The 16,637-nt window shown below is 62.0% G+C and carries 11 protein-coding genes; 2 read left to right on the top strand and 9 right to left on the bottom strand.

Features of this window, described 5'->3' with window-relative positions:
- Positions 1-23 precede the first annotated feature (23 nt).
- The 8 genes from cobA to AB4O12_RS03345 form a co-directional block, all read right to left on the bottom strand.
- Complete coding sequence (gene cobA, locus AB4O12_RS03310) at positions 24-794, bottom strand: uroporphyrinogen-III C-methyltransferase (protein WP_460060327.1); 771 nt, start codon at positions 792-794, stop codon at positions 24-26.
- A 13-nt stretch (positions 795-807) separates the two neighbouring features.
- Positions 808-3,519 carry a nitrate reductase gene (locus AB4O12_RS03315; protein ID WP_460060328.1) on the bottom strand — a complete coding sequence of 904 codons (2,712 nt, stop codon included), beginning with the start codon at positions 3,517-3,519 and terminating at the stop codon, positions 808-810.
- Entirely contained in the window at positions 3,519-3,836 is a 318-nt protein-coding gene (gene nirD / locus AB4O12_RS03320) for a nitrite reductase small subunit NirD (protein ID WP_041479130.1), read from the bottom strand. The genes AB4O12_RS03315 and nirD overlap by 1 nt, the downstream gene beginning before the upstream one ends.
- The gene (gene nirB / locus AB4O12_RS03325) at positions 3,833-6,286 is read right to left on the bottom strand and encodes a nitrite reductase large subunit NirB (protein WP_016773837.1); all 2,454 of its coding nucleotides are present in this window, start codon (positions 6,284-6,286) and stop codon (positions 3,833-3,835) included. The genes nirD and nirB overlap by 4 nt, the downstream gene beginning before the upstream one ends.
- 418 nt (positions 6,287-6,704) lie before the next feature.
- On the bottom strand, positions 6,705-8,375 hold the full coding sequence (locus tag AB4O12_RS03330; protein WP_460060330.1) for a protein kinase domain-containing protein: 1,671 nt from the start codon (positions 8,373-8,375) through the stop codon (positions 6,705-6,707).
- A gap of 7 nt (positions 8,376-8,382) precedes the next feature.
- Positions 8,383-9,594 (bottom strand): nitrate/nitrite transporter, encoded by a 1,212-nt coding sequence (locus AB4O12_RS03335; RefSeq protein ID WP_016773839.1) that lies wholly within the window; start codon positions 9,592-9,594, stop codon positions 8,383-8,385.
- A gap of 563 nt (positions 9,595-10,157) precedes the next feature.
- A complete protein-coding gene (locus AB4O12_RS03340; RefSeq protein ID WP_056784167.1) occupies positions 10,158-10,733 on the bottom strand; it encodes an ANTAR domain-containing response regulator in 576 nt (191 codons plus the stop codon).
- A gap of 15 nt (positions 10,734-10,748) precedes the next feature.
- Positions 10,749-11,960: a CmpA/NrtA family ABC transporter substrate-binding protein gene (locus AB4O12_RS03345; protein WP_056784170.1), complete on the bottom strand. Its 1,212-nt coding sequence runs from the start codon at positions 11,958-11,960 to the stop codon at positions 10,749-10,751.
- A gap of 218 nt (positions 11,961-12,178) precedes the next feature.
- Between AB4O12_RS03345 and AB4O12_RS03350 the strand changes: the two genes are divergently transcribed.
- A complete protein-coding gene (locus tag AB4O12_RS03350; RefSeq protein ID WP_252877767.1) occupies positions 12,179-13,198 on the top strand; it encodes a quinone-dependent dihydroorotate dehydrogenase in 1,020 nt (339 codons plus the stop codon).
- Between the two features lie 300 nt (positions 13,199-13,498).
- Here AB4O12_RS03350 and rmf read toward each other — a convergent pair whose 3' ends face one another.
- The gene (gene rmf, locus AB4O12_RS03355) at positions 13,499-13,714 is read right to left on the bottom strand and encodes a ribosome modulation factor (RefSeq protein WP_003223300.1); all 216 of its coding nucleotides are present in this window, start codon (positions 13,712-13,714) and stop codon (positions 13,499-13,501) included.
- A 530-nt stretch (positions 13,715-14,244) separates the two neighbouring features.
- Here rmf and rlmKL point away from each other — a divergent pair.
- Positions 14,245-16,515: a bifunctional 23S rRNA (guanine(2069)-N(7))-methyltransferase RlmK/23S rRNA (guanine(2445)-N(2))-methyltransferase RlmL gene (gene rlmKL, locus AB4O12_RS03360; protein ID WP_024012311.1), complete on the top strand. Its 2,271-nt coding sequence runs from the start codon at positions 14,245-14,247 to the stop codon at positions 16,513-16,515.
- The last annotated feature ends 122 nt before the right edge of the window (positions 16,516-16,637 follow it).

Here is a 16,637-nt window from a genome sequence, read left to right on the forward strand (position 1 = left end):
TGTCTGCGATTTGGCTTCGCCGCTTAAAGCGCCTGCGCGTTGTACGCCGTCCCGGAGCTACCGAAGGCTGCGATCTTTTGCTCTTGAGCAACAGCCGCCACCGCACCAATCACCAGAATCGCCGGACTTTTCAACTCAAACGCCGACGCATCCTCAGCCATCGCAGTCAGATCACTGCGACATTCACGCTGATGCGCCAAAGAAGCGTTTTCGATCATCGCCACCGGCGTATGCGCCGCCATCCCTCCCGCCAGCAGATGATCACGAATCTCGCCCAGCTTGGCCACGCCCATGTAAACCACCAGCGTCGTTCCGCCTTGCGCCAACGCCTGCCAGTTCAACTGGCTGTCATCCTGAGTGTGCGCAGTCACCAGCGTTACCCCGCGCGCGACGCCACGCAACGTCAGCGGAATATCGCACTGCGTCGCCCCGGCCAGCCCGGCGGTAATGCCATTGACCAATTCCACTTCAACCCCGCGCTCGCGCAACCACTGCGCTTCTTCGCCACCGCGGCCGAAAATGCACGGATCGCCGCCCTTCAGGCGCACTACGCATTTGCCCTGGCGTGAATAACGCAGCATCAGCCGATGAATGAATGCCTGTGGCGTCGAACGGCAGCCGCCGCGCTTGCCAACGGGAATAACCCGCGCAGTCGGGCAGTGTTCCAGCACGGCGTCGTTGACCAGATCATCGATCATCACCACATCGGCCTCGCGCAATGCACGCACCGCTTTGAGCGTCAGCAACTCCGGATCGCCAGGGCCTGCGCCCACCAGCCAGACTTTCGCATTCATGGTGTTGTCCTCGTTAAATGACCGCGACCGGCCGCGCTTCGGCAGCCAGCAGACGCTTGATTTCCGGCACGCAGGAACCGCATTGCGTACCGCATCGGAGATTGTTTTTCAGGCCTTGCAGATCCAGTCCCTGGCGAATGCCGGCGCAGACTGCGTTGAGACTGACGTTTTCGCAATTGCACAAGGTCTTGTCGCTCGCAATGGCGCCGACAGCGCCCGGCGGCGCGCTCATCGGCGCGAGCAGCCAGCGCCGCAGTTGTTGGTCGGCACGGCCCTCCAGCCACAGGCTTTGCAGCCAGTGTTGCGCCAGGGTTTCGCCGGCCAGGCGAATCGCGGTGATACGGCCGTTTTCGATACGCACCCGCTTGCCGATGGCTCGGCGAGGGTCGTCGTAGGCCAGAACCGGGCCATCCAGCAAGGACAGGCATTGGTCGATCTCGCCCAGCAACTGTGGATCGGGCGCCTCAGCGTGTGCAGCGCGTATCAGCAACGCTGGCCGCTCACGACCGACAAGGCTGAGGCTGACGTAGGAAAACGCCTCACACAGCGGCCGTAGCGTCTCGAAATGCCGTTGAACATCACCCTCGATCAAGGCGAACAGTTGCCACGGCAGGTTGACTGCCTCCAGACGCACGCCGCTGTGCTTGAGCTCCGGTTGCCTGGACAGCGGATCAAACGCCGGCAAGGTCAGCGTGTTGACGCCGCCCTTGAGATAGCGATCGCCCCAGTGCATCGGCAGGAACGCCTGGCCCGGACGCACGCTGTCGTCGCTGCCGACCGCAACAATCACCGCGCCACGGCGGCTTTTCAGATTGACCAGATCACCGGGCTGCAAGCGGTGCCGACGTATTTCGTCAGGGTGCAGGCTCAGCACGGCTTCGCTGACGTGGCCGAACAATTGCGCGGCGGTGCCGGTGCGGCTCATGCCGTGCCACTGGTCACGCAGGCGACCGGTGATCAACGTCAGCGGGAAGCGCGCGTCGCGTTGTTCCTTGGCGGCGCGGTACGGATCGGCAATGAATTGCGCGCGACCATTGGCTGTAGGGAAAATGCCGTCGCCGTACAAGCGTGGCGTGCCTTGGCGGGCGCCGGCAGGGAAGGGCCATTGCTGCGGACCGATCTCGTCGATCAAGGCATGACTGATTCCGCACAGATCCAGGTCTCGCCCTTGGGTCAGCAGTTTGAATTCATCAAACAACTGCGAAGGCTGATCGAAAGCGAACAGACTTGGCTGCCGAGGACGCAGACGTTTCTCCAGACGCTGTGCGAAATCCACCGTGATGGCCCAGTCCGGCCGCGCTTCGCCCGGTGCGACAACCGCTTTGCGCACGTGGGAAATGCGCCGTTCGGAGTTGGTCACCGAACCTTCTTTCTCGCCCCAACTGGCGGCGGGTAACAGCAGGTCGGCAAATGCAGCGGTTTCGGTGGTCCGAAAGGCTTCCTGCAACACTACAAAAGGGCAGGCCTCAAGCGCTGCGCGGACTGCGCTCTGGTCTGGCATCGATTGCGCCGGGTTGGTACAGGCGATCCACAGTGCTTTGATTTTGCCGCTGCGCAGGTTTTCGAACAGTTCGATGGCGCTCAGGCCCGGCGCCTCGGGCAAGCTCTCGACGCCCCAGTACGCCGCCACTTCGGCGCGATGTTTCGGGTTGGCGGCATCGCGATGGCCCGGCAACAGATTGGACAGACTGCCGGTTTCCCGCCCACCCATGGCATTTGGCTGACCCGTCAGGGAGAAAGGTCCTGCACCGGGTCGGCCGATTTGCCCGGTGGCCAGGTGCAGATTGATCAGCGCACTGTTTTTTGCGCTGCCGGCGGTGGACTGATTCAGGCCCATGCACCACAGCGACAGGAAGCTCGGCGCAGTGCCGACCCATTCTGCGCATTGCTGCAGTTGTTCGATGCTGATGCCGCACAGTTGCGCAACCATCTGCGGGGTGTAATCGCGGACCAGCGTCTTGAGTTCGGCGAGGCCGTCGGCGTGCGCCTTGATGAAATCGCGATCGATCCAGTCTTCCCACAACAGCAGATGCAAAATCCCATGGAACAAGGCGACATCGGTGCCCGGAAGAATCGCCAGATGCAGGTCAGCCAAATCGCAGGTATCGGTACGACGCGGGTCGATTACGATGACTTTCATCTGCGGGCGACGGGATTTGGCTTCCTCCAGCCGACGGAAAAGTACCGGATGGGCGTAGGCCATGTTACTGCCGACGATCATCACGCAGTCGCTCAGCTCCAGGTCTTCGTAACTGCACGGCGGTGCGTCGGCGCCGAGGCTGCGTTTGTAGCCGACCACCGCCGAGGACATGCACAGCCGCGAATTGCTGTCGATGTTGTTGGTGCGGACCAGCGCCCGCGCCAGTTTGTTGAAGGCGTAGTAGTCCTCGGTGAGCAACTGCCCGGAGATGTAGAACGCCACGCTGTCCGGGCCGTGTTCGGCGATGGTTTCGGCAAACACGTTGGTCGCGTGGTCGAGGGCGGTATCCCAGTCAGTACGGCTGCGCGCCAGGCCTTTGCCCAGGCGCAGTTCCGGGTACAAGGCGCGGGCGGCGAGGTCGCCGGTCAGGTGCAGCGTCGAGCCTTTGCTGCACAGTTTGCCGAAGTTGGCCGGGTGCGCCGGATCGCCGCTGACGCCGAGGATGCGCTCGCCGTCATGCTCGATCAGTACGCCGCAGCCGACCCCGCAGTAACAGCAGGTCGAGGCGGTCGTCTGGCGGTTCATCAGATGGCGTCCCGCAGGGCCAGTTGCACCCGGCCATTCTCGACCCGCGCCGGATGATGGTGCGCACAGCCGATGTCCGGCGCCTGGGCTTCGCCGGTTGCGAGGTCGATCTGCCAGTTGTGGAGCGGGCAGGCCACGCGCTTGCCGTAGATCAGGCCTTGCGACAATGGCCCACCCTTGTGCGGGCAGCGATCATCGAGGGCGAAAACCTCGTCGTCGCTTGTACGAAAAATCGCGATGTCTCCTTTCGGCCCGGCAATGATCCGCGAACCGAGGGCGTTGATCTCTTCCAGCGCACAGATGTCGAGCCAGTTCATGCCGGCACCTCCAGGTTTTTCACGGGGATCACGTCGAATTCTTTCTTCAGTTGCGGCTGCGCCAGGCGCTCTTTCCATGGGTCCTGTTCGAACGACAGGGAGAATTGCAGGCGCTCGTTGAGGGCCTTGCGCCGCTCGGCGTCTTCGAGCACGTTCTTCTTGATGTGCTCCATGCCGACCCGTTGCAGGTAGTGCACGGTGCGCTCAAGGTAGAAGGCTTCTTCGCGGTAGAGCTGGAGGAATGCGCCGTTGTATTCACGGACTTCCTCGGCAGTCTTGAGCTTGACGAAGAACTCGGCGACTTCGGTCTTGATCCCGCCGTTGCCACCGATGTACATCTCCCAGCCGGAGTCGACGCCGATAATTCCTACGTCCTTGATGCCCGCTTCCGAGCAGTTCCGTGGGCAACCGGACACCGCCAGCTTCACTTTGTGCGGCGACCACATGTTGAACAGGTCGTGCTCGAGTTCGATGCCCAGTTGCGTCGAGTTCTGCGTGCCGAAGCGGCAGAACTCGCTGCCAACGCAGGTTTTCACCGTGCGGATGGATTTGCCGTAGGCGTGGCCGGACGGCATGTCGAGGTCTTTCCAGACGCCGGGCAGATCCTGTTTCTTGATCCCCAGCAAGTCGATGCGCTGACCGCCGGTGACCTTGACCATCGGCACGTTGTACTTGTCGGCCACATCGGCGATTCGGCGCAGTTCTGATGGGTTGGTGACGCCGCCCCACATGCGCGGCACCACCGAATAGGTGCCGTCCTTCTGGATGTTGGCGTGGGCGCGTTCGTTGATCAGGCGCGATTGCGGATCGTCCTTGGCCTCGCCCGGCCAGGTGGAAATCAGGTAGTAGTTGAGCGCCGGGCGACAGGTCGCGCAGCCATTCGGTGTGCGCCAGTTCAGGTAACTCATGGTCTCGGCGATGGTCAGCAGGTGTTCCTGACGGATCGCCTGACGAATCTGCCCGTGGTTGAGGTCGCTGCAACCGCAGATGGCTTTTTCGCTTTTCGGTTTGACGTCCGCCGCGCCACCGACGGTGTTAATCAGGATCTGCTCGACCAGCCCGGCGCAGGAGCCGCAGGAGCTCGCAGCCTTGGTGTGTTTCTTCACTTCATCGACGCTGAACAGGCCGTGTTCCTGGATCGCCTTGACGATGGTGCCCTTGCACACACCATTGCAGCCGCAGACTTCGGCGCTGTCGGCCATGACCATGGCTTTGTCCTGGCCCTGATGTCCTACGTCGCCTAATGCATTTTCTCCAAACATCAGGTGATCGCGGATTTCGCCGATGGCGTGATTCTCACGAATCTGCCGGAAATACCAACCGCCATCTGCCGTATCGCCGTACAGACAGGCGCCGACCAGCACGTCATCCTTGATCACCAGTTTTTTGTACACACCGCCGATCGGGTCGGAGAGGGTGATGGTCTCGGTGCCTTCGCCGCCCATGAAGTCGCCGGCGGAGAACAGGTCGATGCCGGTGACTTTCAATTTGGTCGAGGTCACTGAACCCTGATAGCGAGCGAAACCCAGTTGCGCGAGGTGATTGGCGCAGACCTTGGCCTGTTCGAACAGCGGTGCAACCAGACCGTAGGCGATGCCGCGATGGCTGGCGCATTCGCCGATTGCGTAGATGCGCGGGTCGTAGGTTTGCAGGGTGTCGTTGACCAGAATCCCGCGATTGCACGGAATGCCGGCCTTTTCTGCCAGTTCAGTGTTGGGACGGATGCCGGCGGCCATCACCACCAGATCGGCAGGGATGATGTCGCCGTTCTTGAACTGCACCGAGCCGACCCGGCCATTACCGGCGTCGTGCAGGGCTTGGGTCTGTTCGCACAGGCGAAAATGCAGGCCACGGGATTCCAGCGCCGATTGCAGAAGCTGGCCGCTGGTCTTGTCCAGTTGCCGCTCCAGCAGCCATTCGCCGAGGTGCACCACGGTCACGTGCATGCCGCGCAGCATCAGGCCGTTGGCCGCTTCGAGGCCGAGCAGACCGCCGCCGATGACCACGGCGTGCTTGTGGGTCCTGGCGGTGTCGATCATGGCCTGGGTGTCGGCGATGTCGCGGTAACCGATCACGCCCTGCAAAGTGTTGCCGGGGATTGGCAGGATGAACGGAGTCGAGCCGGTGGCGATCAGCAGACGGTCGTACTCGGCTTCGGTGCCGTCCTCGGCGATCACTCGGCGTTTGACCCGGTCGATCTCCACCACTTTGCGGTTGAGCAGCAACTTGATGTTGTTTTCCAGGTACCAGTCGAGGTCGTTGAGGACGATCTCTTCGAAGGTCTGCTCACCGGCCAGCACCGGCGACAACAGGATGCGGTTGTAGTTGGTGTGCGGTTCGGCGCCGAAGACGGTGATGTCGTAGAGCTCGTCGCTCAGCTTGAGCAGTTCTTCCAGGGTACGGACCCCGGCCATGCCATTGCCGATCATCACCAGTTTGAGTTTTTTCATCAGGTTCTCCGGGAGCTGCGGCTGGCCTCTGGTGGGCCGTCGGGCCTTGCTCGACAAATTTTGCGCAAACAAAAAAAGGCGTCCCGCTAGTTGCCTAGCGAGGACGCCTTTGTCCTGGTCCCGTTCTCTCGGGAAGCGCAGCCTTCGTCGTTGAAGGTTGGGCTTTATGTATGGTGAAAAGGGTAATGCAGTGGTTGTGCCAACTCGGGGGGACGCGGATTTATTGGGGATTGGGGTTGTGACAGGAGGTTTTTTTGCACCGAATCGAGGCGTGTTGCTCGTTCGTGGCGCGTTAATTCTTGGGGTTATGCGGTGTGGCGCCGAATGCCTTCGCGAGCAGGCTCGCTCCCACAAGGTGTCTGCGAACGACACAAATTCCCTGTGGGAGCGAGCCTGCTCGCGAATGGCGCGGCGCGGTTCAACTGTGAAACAACAAAACCAGCAGCACCACATTACCCAGCAATGCCAGAAGCGCCATGGTCCGCCAGACCTTCAACGGCTCCCGCTCCAACAAAGGCCGGGGCCGCACACTCAAACTTTGCCGCTCACCCTGTTCCAGCACCAGCAGCCACTCTTCAGCGGTTTCGAAGCGTTGCTGCGGATCGGCGGCAACGCCACGTTCCAGACTTTGCGCCAGCCAGTCCGGCAAGTCTGGGCGATAGCGACTGGCACTCACCGGCACGCCAAATCGGGGCCGCTGGAATGCTTCGATTTCGCCGTAGGGAAAATGCCCGGTGAGCAGGTAATAGAGAGTGACGCCGACTGAATACAAATCCTGCTGCGCACTTGGCGACTCGCCGCGAAACGCTTCCGGGGCGATGAAACTAGGCGTTCCCGGCAGGGTCGACGGCGCGTCCTCCGACAATCCCGGGCAATAAGCCAGGCCGAAATCCAGCAGGCGCAGTTCGCCGTCATCCCCCAGCAGCAGGTTTTCCGGTTTGATGTCGCGGTGCAGAATCTGCCGCCGATGCAGCAGCCCGACCGCGCGCAATAGCCGTTCGGCGATGTCCTGCCACTGCGCCAAAGGCAACGGGCCGCTGTGTTGAAACACGTCGGCCAGCGTCGTCCCGGCGTATTCGCGCATGACGTAATACAAATGCTGACGCTGAGTGCAGGCATGGATTTGTGGAAAATGCCGGCCGGCCACGCGCTTGAGGAACCATTCTTCCGACAGCAGCGCCTGCCCGGCTTGCGGATCGTCGGCCAGGCGCGCCGGTAAGGTCTTCAACAGCCAAGGCTGGCCCTGACTATCGAGCACGCGATACAGCAATGATTGCTGGCTCTGGCCGATGATGCCTTGCACCTGCCAGCCTTCAAACGCTTGCCCGGGTTTCAGCGTTGGCGGCAGTGGCCATTGCTGCAATTGCACCAGCGCATCGCCAATGCTCGCTTCGCCCAGCGCATCGACGCGCACCAGCAGGGCACTGGCGTTGTCCTGACTGCCGGCCAGATGCGCGGCGTTGACCAAGGTTTGCGCCGCGCTGTGCAGATCCACTTGATCGCGCAGAATCGCGGCGATCGCGGTATCGCCCAAGGTCGACCAGACGCCGTCGCTGAGCAGCACGAAGCTTTCGCCCTCACGCAGTTCGCCGTCGAGGAAATCCAGGACCAGATGCTGATCGAGCCCGAGCGCACGCTTGAGCACGTGTTGCATGCCCGGTTGCTCCCAGACGTGATCCTCGCTGATGCGCTGCAAGCGCTCGGCGTGCCAGCGATAGACCCGGCAATCGCCGACGTGGGCGAGGGTGAAGCGTCGACCGCGCATCACCAGCGCGCTGACTGTGGTCAGCAGCGGTTGCCCGCCGCCGTTGGCCTGCAACCAGCGATTTTGCGCGAGCAGCAGGCGATCCAGCGCCTGGGCCACGCTCCAGGTTTCCGGCGTGGCAAAGTAGTCCAGCGCCAGGGCCTGCAAGGTCGAACGCGCGGCGAGGCCGCCATCGGCGCACTGGCTGACGCCGTCGGCGATGGCGAAAAGATAACCCTTGCTCACCGCCAGTGCCGGCGCCGGTGTCACTGAACGCAGGGCGTCCTGATTCTCCGCGCGCGGGCCGGTGGCGCTGGCTTCGGCGAAGCTCAGTTGCAGGGCCATTGGGGCCTCAGACCCGCGCCGCCGTCACCGCCGCCGAGCCCCAGGTGGTTCTCCAGCGACGCTTGACGCCGTGCAGGCCAAACCATGCCAGCACGCCGAGGCTGGCGAACAACCACAGCGCCAGTTGATAGCTGCCGGTGCTTTGCTTGATCGCGCCCATGCCGGCCGCCAGGGCGAAGCCGCCAATTCCGCCGGCCATGCCGATCAGCCCGGTCATCACGCCGATCTCCAGACGAAAACGCTGCGGCACCAGTTGGAAAACCGCACCGTTGCCGGCGCCCAAGCCGAGCATGGTGCAGACGAAAAGCGCCAGCGCCGCGTAGGAACTTGGCAGATTGAAGCCCACCGCTGCGATGCAGATGGCAGCGACGGTGTACATCGCCAGCAAGGTACGAATGCCGCCGAAGCGGTCGGCCAGCGCGCCACCCAATGGCCGCATCAGGCTGCCGCCGAACACGCAGGCAGCGGTGTAGTAGCCGGCGGTCACCGGGCTCAGACCGTATTGATCGTTGAAGTAACCGGGCAGGGCGCTGGCCAGGCCGATGAAGCCGCCGAAGGTGACGCTGTAGAAAAACATGAACCACCAGCTGTCGCGATCACCGAGGGCCTTGAAGTAGTCGGCCATGGCTTTCGGTTTTGGCCGCTGCGGGGCGTTTTTTGCCAACAGGGCGAACAGCACCAAAGTCAGGACCAGCGGGATCAGGGCAAACCCGAAGACATTGCTCCAGCCGAACGCGGCGGCAATCACTGGCGCCAGCAGCGCGGCGAACACGGTGCCGGAGTTGCCCGCACCGGCGATGCCCATGGCTTTGCCTTGGTGCTCTGGCGGGTACCACTGCGAGGCCAGCGGCAGGGCCACGGCGAACGACGCGCCGGCCATACCGAGGAACAGGCCGAGGATCAGCGCCTGTTCATAACTGTGGATGCCGAGTTTCCAGGCACCGAACAGCGCGCAGATGACGATGACCTGGCCGATCAGCCCGGCGGTCTTGGGCGACAAGCGATCAGCGAGCATGCCCATGGCGAAGCGCAACACCGCGCCGGCCAGAATCGGCGTGGCGACGACGAGGCCGCGTTGCTGGGTGGTCAGGTGCAGGTCGGCGGCAATCTGCACCGCCAGCGGGCCGAGCAGGTACCAGACCATGAAGCTCAGGTCGAAATACAGAAAGGCCGCGAACAGGGTCGGGGTATGGCCGGATTTCCAGAAGCTTGAATTCATCGCGCACCTCGGCTGAAAAGAGTCTCGAAAGGAGTCATGCACAGCAGGTGGAGCGCCTCACGGCCGCACCACCGGCCCCGTTCTGTGGGGCCAAAACGCAAAAACGCCGCTACCTGATTCGCCGGGGGGCGAACGGGGTGAGCGACGTCTTTGTCGTAGGTGGGGCAACCGCCGTTGGTTACCTGTGCGGTTTACTTAGCGAGATTTGTGCCAACAGCTGAAAAGCAAAAGCCCCTCACCCTAGCCCTCTCCCAGAGGGAGAGGGAACCGAGCGGGGGATGTCCGAATCATTTGCCGATCTGAACGATTTCGAGTGAATCCATAATCGACTCGGTCGTTCAGGTCGGCGGACAGCGCAAGACAACGCGGTCGGTCCCCTCTCCCCTCCGGGAGAGGGAACCGAGCGGGGGATGGCCGAATCATTTGCCGATCTGAACGATTTCGAGTGAATCCATAATCGACTCGGTCGTTCAGGTCGGCGGACAGCGCAAGACAACGCGGTCGGTCCCCTCTCCCTCCGGGAGAGGGCTAGGGTGAGGGGCCCTTGATTTGCAGCGAAAATTTCAGCCCAGCAACTCACTCATGGCAATGATCTGCTCCGCCACCTGAATCAGCTTCTGCTGGCGGCTCATCGCCTGGCGGCGCATCAGCGTGTAGGCCTGTTCCTCGTTGCAATCCTTCATCTTCATCAGCAACCCCTTGGCCAGTTCGATGCGCTTGCGCTCGGCCAGTTGCTGATCGCGCGCCTGCAATTGCGCGCGCAAAGCCTGGTCACTCTCGAAGCGCGCCATCGCCACGTCGAGAATCGGCTGCAACCGTTGTGCGTGAATGCCTTCGACGATGTAGGCACTGACCCCGGACTTGATCGCCTGACGCATCACCCCCGGGTCATGTTCGTCGGTAAACATCACGATCGGCCGGGGCTGGTCGCGGCTGACCAGCACCACTTGCTCCATGACATCGCGGCTCGGTGACTCGGTATCGATCAGGATCACGTCCGGGCGCACCGTTTCGACGCGCGCCGGCAGGTCGATGGTCAGGCCGGACTCGTCGATTACCTCGAAGCCGGCCTCGGTCAGCGCCGCTTTCAGGCGTCCGACTTTTTTCGCGGTGTCGTTGATCAGCAGAATGCGCAACATGTTCGCGGTCTCCTGTCAGCGCTGGGCGAGAAGGGGGGCGGTGTCGCTCAGGGCATGCAGTTTGAAACTGCGCGCATAACCCGCCGGGTCGCTGCCGTCCCAGACCTTGCCGTCGAGCAACTGGCTGCTGCGCAGGTCTGCGTACGAAGTCGCAACACCGACAGCGCTGGCGGCCTCGCGATACAGATCCAGACGCTGAACCTGGCGGGCTACGGCCAGATAATCCGGATCCTCGCGCAACAGACCCCAGCGACGAAACTGGGTCATGAACCACATGCCGTCGGAGAGGTACGGCAGATTGACCTCGCCACCGCCGTGAAAACGCAGCGCATGCGGGTCCTGCCAGCGATTGCCGAGGCCATCGGCGTAATCCCCCATGAAACGCGGCTCGATGCACGGGGCGGGGGTGTCGAGGTATTCGGCGGCGCTGAGCAATTGCGCGGTACTGCGGCGGTTTTCCGGGCTTTCTTCGATGAAGCGACTGGCCTCAAGGATGGCCATGACCAGCGCCCGCGCGGTGTTGGGGTATTGCTCGACGAATTCGCGAGTGCAGCCGAGGACTTTTTCCGGGTGGTCGGGCCAGATGCTCTGGCTGGTCGCCATGGTGAAACCGAGATTCTGCTGCACGGCGCTGGCCGCCCACGGTTCGCCGACGCAAAAGCCGTCGATGCGCCCGGCTTGCAGGTGCGCGACCATTTGCGGCGGCGGCACTACCACGCTGTCGACGTCCTGCAACGGATGAATGCCCTGGCTCGCCAGCCAGTAATAAAGCCACATCGCATGGGTGCCGGTGGGGAAGGTCTGGGCGAAGGTCAGTTTTGCGCGGCTTTGGTGCACGTGCCGATCGAGCGCTTCAGGACTGTTCACGCCAGCCTGTTGCAAGCCATGGGACAGGTTCAGGCTCTGGCCATTCTGGTTCAGGCCCATCAGCACCGCCATGTCGGTCGGGGCGACGCCGCCGATGCCCAGGTGCACCGCATAAATCAGCCCGTACAGGCTGTGCGCGGCATCCAGTTCGCCGCTGACCAGTTTGTCGCGCAAGTTGGCCCATGACGCCTGACGCTTGAGGTTCAGGGTCAGGCCGTAGGGCTGGGCGAAGCCCTGAGTGGCGGCGACCACCACCGAGGCGCAGTCGCTCAGCGCCATGAAGCCGAGATTGATCGCGCTCTTTTCCGGCGCATCGCTGCCATTGACCCAGGCCAGAGGCCCCAAGGACGTTTCGTTCATACGCTACCTCAAAAAAAACGTCGTCCCGGATTCTGCGCAGGCAAAACCCGGGGACGACGCCATTGTCCTGGCCTGCGCGCCGTCATTGGTCGGCAGACTGATGAGCGGGGTGGTGCAAGGCATATGCCAGTCGCCTGATTCGCGCAGGCGCCTCGCGCCGGGGGACGATGCCCGGCTATAATCGCCGCCTCTTTTCGCCGCCCGAGTCATTGCCGCCCATGTACACCCTGGCCCGTCAGCTGTTGTTCAAACTTTCCCCGGAAACCTCCCACGATCTGTCGCTGGATCTGATCGGCGCGGGTGGACGTTTGGGCCTCAACGGCTTGCTGTGCAAGGCTCCGGCGAAAATGCCGGTGACCGTCATGGGCCTGGAGTTCCCGAACCCGGTAGGGCTGGCGGCAGGTCTGGACAAGAACGGCGCGGCCATCGACGGCTTTGCGCAACTGGGTTTCGGTTTTGTCGAGATCGGCACCGTGACCCCGCGTCCGCAGCCGGGCAACCCGAAACCACGGATCTTCCGCCTGCCGGAAGCCGAGGCGATCATCAATCGCATGGGCTTCAACAACCTCGGCGTGGATAACCTGCTGGCGCGGGTCGCTGCGGCGAAATACACAGGCGTGCTGGGCATCAACATCGGCAAGAACTTCGATACCCCGGTCGAGCGCGCGGTGGATGATTACCTGATCTGCCTGGACAAGGTCTACGCCCACGCCAGTTACATCACGGTCAACGTCAGCTCGCCGAATACCCCGGGCCTGCGCAGCCTGCAGTTCGGCGACTCGCTCAAACAATTGCTCGCGGACCTGGCCACGCGCCGCGCCGAACTGGCTCTGCGTCACGGCAAGCATGTGCCGCTGGCGATCAAGATCGCGCCGGACATGACCGACGAAGAAACTGCGCAGGTCGCCCAGGCGTTGATCGAAACCGGCATGGATGCGGTGATCGCCACCAATACGACTCTGAGCCGTGTCGGCGTCGAAGGCATGGAGCATGGTGACGAGGCGGGCGGTCTGTCGGGTGCGCCGGTGCGTGAAAAGAGCACCCATACCGTGAAGGTGCTGGCGGGCGAATTGGCCGGTCGTTTGCCGATCATTGCTGCGGGCGGGATTACCGAGGGCAAGCACGCGGCGGAGAAAATTACTGCTGGCGCGAGCCTGGTGCAGATCTATTCGGGCTTCATCTACAAAGGCCCGGCGCTGATTCGTGAATCGGTAGACGCCATCGCCGCGTTGCGCTGAGGATTGCCGAGGACTTGTCGGAGCCTTTGTGGCGAGGGGATTTATCCCCGCTGGGCTGCTCAGCAGCCCCAAAGCCTTGCACATTGATACGCCAGGTAAATTGAAATTCGGACTTCGCGACTGCTGCGCAGCCGAGCGGGGATAAATCCCCTCGCCACGTGGATCCCGGTTAACCCTTTTTGCAGGCATAAAAAAGGGCTCCTCGAAGGAGCCCCTGGGCCGTAGCCCGCCGTCCGGGAGGGACGTGCGTGGTTAATTCAGTGCAGATTCAGATTGTCGTGTCGGAATAAATGCCCTGTGTCAGCCGACGGCGTGAAGTTCGTTGAGTCTGTGGATTCCCGCAGTGCCGGTCATACCGTCCCAGTTGTCGCCGCGTCCTTCTCGCCAGCCGTTGATCCAGGCTTGACGTACCGACGGTAGAGTAAATGGGCAAAGCTCACGGGATTTGCCACCAACGCCATATTGATATCCGCGCAAAAATGCTCTTTCCAACGGATCACGCTTAAGTCTTCTCATAGGGTGTTTCCCTCACTTGTTGACTGTAGTGTCGCGTTGACCTCAATTGAGGTCTGGCAGAAAAAACCTGCCATCGTGCGGCTCGCTGCCGGCGTGGCGAGCCAAGGTGTTGACGCCGTTGCGACGTCAACCTGTGCTCAGTTCTAACCAATGAGTCACACCGAGGGAATGATCGTTTTGTCATAAGCACGTAACGTAAAGGATGCTATGGCGATAAGTAACCGCGTATTTATTCAACGTTCAATGCGCAAACCCCGGTATGATCGGCGCCCCGCTGACTCAGGGGGTTAGTCCTTTAGTGAGAATGACCCACGTTTGCGCTTGGGTAATATTCGACGAAGGGTCGCTTTCAGTCTTTTTGTTGCACCAACTTTTTTATCTGTCCCGGCATCTAAGCTCTTTTAACCCGAGCAGCGGGGATGGAACGGCACACCTTCGTGCCACGCGGGCGCTCTTTCAGAAAAGCGCCTGATTGAAAACCGGGTCGGCAATGCGTTGCCGGCCCACTAGCCAAAGGCTCTGGAATTACCATGTCCGATCGTTTCGAACTCTTCCTCACTTGCCCCAAAGGCCTTGAAGGCCTGCTCATCGAGGAAGCCGTCGGGCTTGGCCTTGAAGAAGCGCGCGAGCACACCTCCGCCGTGCGTGGCATGGCGACCATGGAAACCGCCTATCGCCTGTGCCTCTGGTCGCGTCTGGCCAACCGGGTGTTGCTGGTGCTCAAGCGTTTCCCGATGAAGGACGCCGAAGACCTCTACCACGGCGTGCTCGACATCGACTGGCAGGATCACATGCTCAGCGACGGCACCCTGGCCGTCGAATTCAGCGGCCACGGCTCGGGCATCGACAACACCCACTTCGGCGCGCTGAAAGTCAAAGATGCCATCGTCGACAAACTGCGCACGCCACAGGGTGATCGTCCATCCATCGACAAGCTCAACCCGGACCTGCGCATTCACCTGCGTCTGGATCGCGGCGAAGCGATTCTCTCCCTCGACCTGTCCGGCCACAGCCTGCACCAGCGCGGCTATCGCTTGCAGCAGGGCGCCGCGCCGCTGAAGGAAAACCTCGCGGCGGCAATCCTCATTCGTTCCGGCTGGCCGCGCATTGCCGCCGAAGGTGGCGCACTGGCTGACCCGATGTGCGGTGTCGGTACGTTCCTCGTCGAAGCGGGGATGATCGCTGCCGACATGGCGCCGAACCTGCGTCGCGAGCAGTGGGGCTTTACCGCGTGGCTCGGTCACGTGCCGGCACTGTGGAAAAAACTCCACGAAGAAGCCGTCGAGCGTGCCGCCGCCGGTCTGGCCAAACCGCCGCTGTGGATTCGCGGTTACGAAGCCGACCCACGATTGATTCAGCCAGGCCGCAACAACGTTGAACGTGCCGGCCTCAGCGAGTGGATCAAGATCTACCAGGGCGAAGTGGCGACCTTCGAGCCGCGCCCGGACCAGAACCAGAAAGGCCTGGTGATCTGCAACCCGCCGTACGGCGAGCGTCTCGGTGACGAAGCCAGCCTGCTGTATCTCTATCAGAACCTCGGCGAGCGTCTGCGTCAGGCCTGCTTGAACTGGGAAGCGGCGGTGTTCACCGGCGCCCCGGATCTGGGCAAGCGCATGGGCATTCGCAGCCATAAGCAGTATTCGTTCTGGAACGGCGCGCTGCCGTGCAAACTGCTGCTGATCAAGGTTCTGCCGGATCAGTTCGTCACTGGCGAACGTCGCACCCCGGAACAGCGTCAGGCCGAGCGCGAGCAAGCGGCTTACGATCAGACCCCGGACGAGCCGCAAGAGCGCAAGTTCAACAAGAACGGCAACCCGATCAAGCCGACGCCGGCCCCGGCGCCAGTGATCGAACAGCCGCGCCTGAGCGAAGGCGGGCAGATGTTTGCCAATCGCTTGCAGAAAAATCTCAAGGCGATGGGCAAGTGGGTCAAGCGCGAAGGTATCGATTGCTACCGCGTCTATGATGCCGACATGCCGGAATACGCAATGGCCATCGACCTGTACCACGACTGGGTGCACGTTCAGGAATACGCCGCGCCGAAATCCATCGACCCGGAAAAAGCCTCGGCGCGCATGTTCGATGCGCTGGCGGCCATACCGCAGGCGTTGAACGTCGACAAGAACCGCGTGGTGGTCAAGCGCCGCGAGCGCCAGAGCGGCACCAAGCAGTACGAGCGTCAGGCTGCGCAGGGCAAGTTCGTCGAGGTCAATGAAGGTGGCGTGAAGCTGCTGGTCAACCTCACCGATTACCTCGACACCGGCCTGTTCCTCGATCACCGGCCGATGCGCATGCGCATTCAGAAAGAGGCGGCCGGCAAGCGCTTCCTCAATCTGTTCTGCTACACCGCGACCGCCAGCGTACACGCGGCCAAGGGCGGCGCGCGCAGCACTACCAGCGTCGACCTGTCGAAAACCTATCTGGACTGGGCGCGGCGCAACCTGTCGTTGAACGGTTTCTCGGACAAGAACCGTCTGGAGCAGGGCGATGTGATGGCGTGGCTGGAAAGCAGCCGCGACGAATACGACCTGATCTTCATCGACCCGCCGACGTTCTCCAACTCCAAGCGCATGGAAGGCATCTTCGACGTACAGCGCGATCAGGTGCAGTTGATCGACTTGGCGATGGCGCGGCTGGCACCGGGTGGCGTGCTGTATTTCTCCAACAACTTCCGCAAGTTCCAGTTGGAGGAAAACCTCGCCGAGCGTTATGCGGTCGAGGAAATCAGTGCGCAGACCATTGATCCGGATTTCGCCCGCAATACCAAGATCCACCGCGCCTGGAAAATCACGGCTCGTTGACGCTTTCACTGGTTGGATCCACAGAGCCTTGATTTTTAACGGCTCGGTGGATCCAGCGGTGCTGGCTAAATTAGTGGCTAATAGCTATAACTCACACACCGCCAATGGGGTTTTCCCGTGAA

The organism is Pseudomonas sp. S2_A05 (genome assembly GCF_054668485.1).

Coding starts and splice junctions, on each gene's coding strand:
- AB4O12_RS03335 (WP_016773839.1), bottom strand. CDS start 9,594: ATGAATTCAAGCTTCTGGAAATCCGGCCATACCCCGACCCTGTTCGCG.
- AB4O12_RS03350 (WP_252877767.1), top strand. CDS start 12,179: ATGTACACCCTGGCCCGTCAGCTGTTGTTCAAACTTTCCCCGGAAACC.
- cobA (WP_460060327.1), bottom strand. CDS start 794: ATGAATGCGAAAGTCTGGCTGGTGGGCGCAGGCCCTGGCGATCCGGAG.
- AB4O12_RS03315 (WP_460060328.1), bottom strand. CDS start 3,519: ATGAACCGCCAGACGACCGCCTCGACCTGCTGTTACTGCGGGGTCGGC.
- rlmKL (WP_024012311.1), top strand. CDS start 14,245: ATGTCCGATCGTTTCGAACTCTTCCTCACTTGCCCCAAAGGCCTTGAA.
- AB4O12_RS03340 (WP_056784167.1), bottom strand. CDS start 10,733: ATGTTGCGCATTCTGCTGATCAACGACACCGCGAAAAAAGTCGGACGC.
- rmf (WP_003223300.1), bottom strand. CDS start 13,714: ATGAGAAGACTTAAGCGTGATCCGTTGGAAAGAGCATTTTTGCGCGGA.
- AB4O12_RS03330 (WP_460060330.1), bottom strand. CDS start 8,375: ATGGCCCTGCAACTGAGCTTCGCCGAAGCCAGCGCCACCGGCCCGCGC.
- nirB (WP_016773837.1), bottom strand. CDS start 6,286: ATGAAAAAACTCAAACTGGTGATGATCGGCAATGGCATGGCCGGGGTC.
- nirD (WP_041479130.1), bottom strand. CDS start 3,836: ATGAACTGGCTCGACATCTGTGCGCTGGAAGAGATCAACGCCCTCGGT.
- AB4O12_RS03345 (WP_056784170.1), bottom strand. CDS start 11,960: ATGAACGAAACGTCCTTGGGGCCTCTGGCCTGGGTCAATGGCAGCGAT.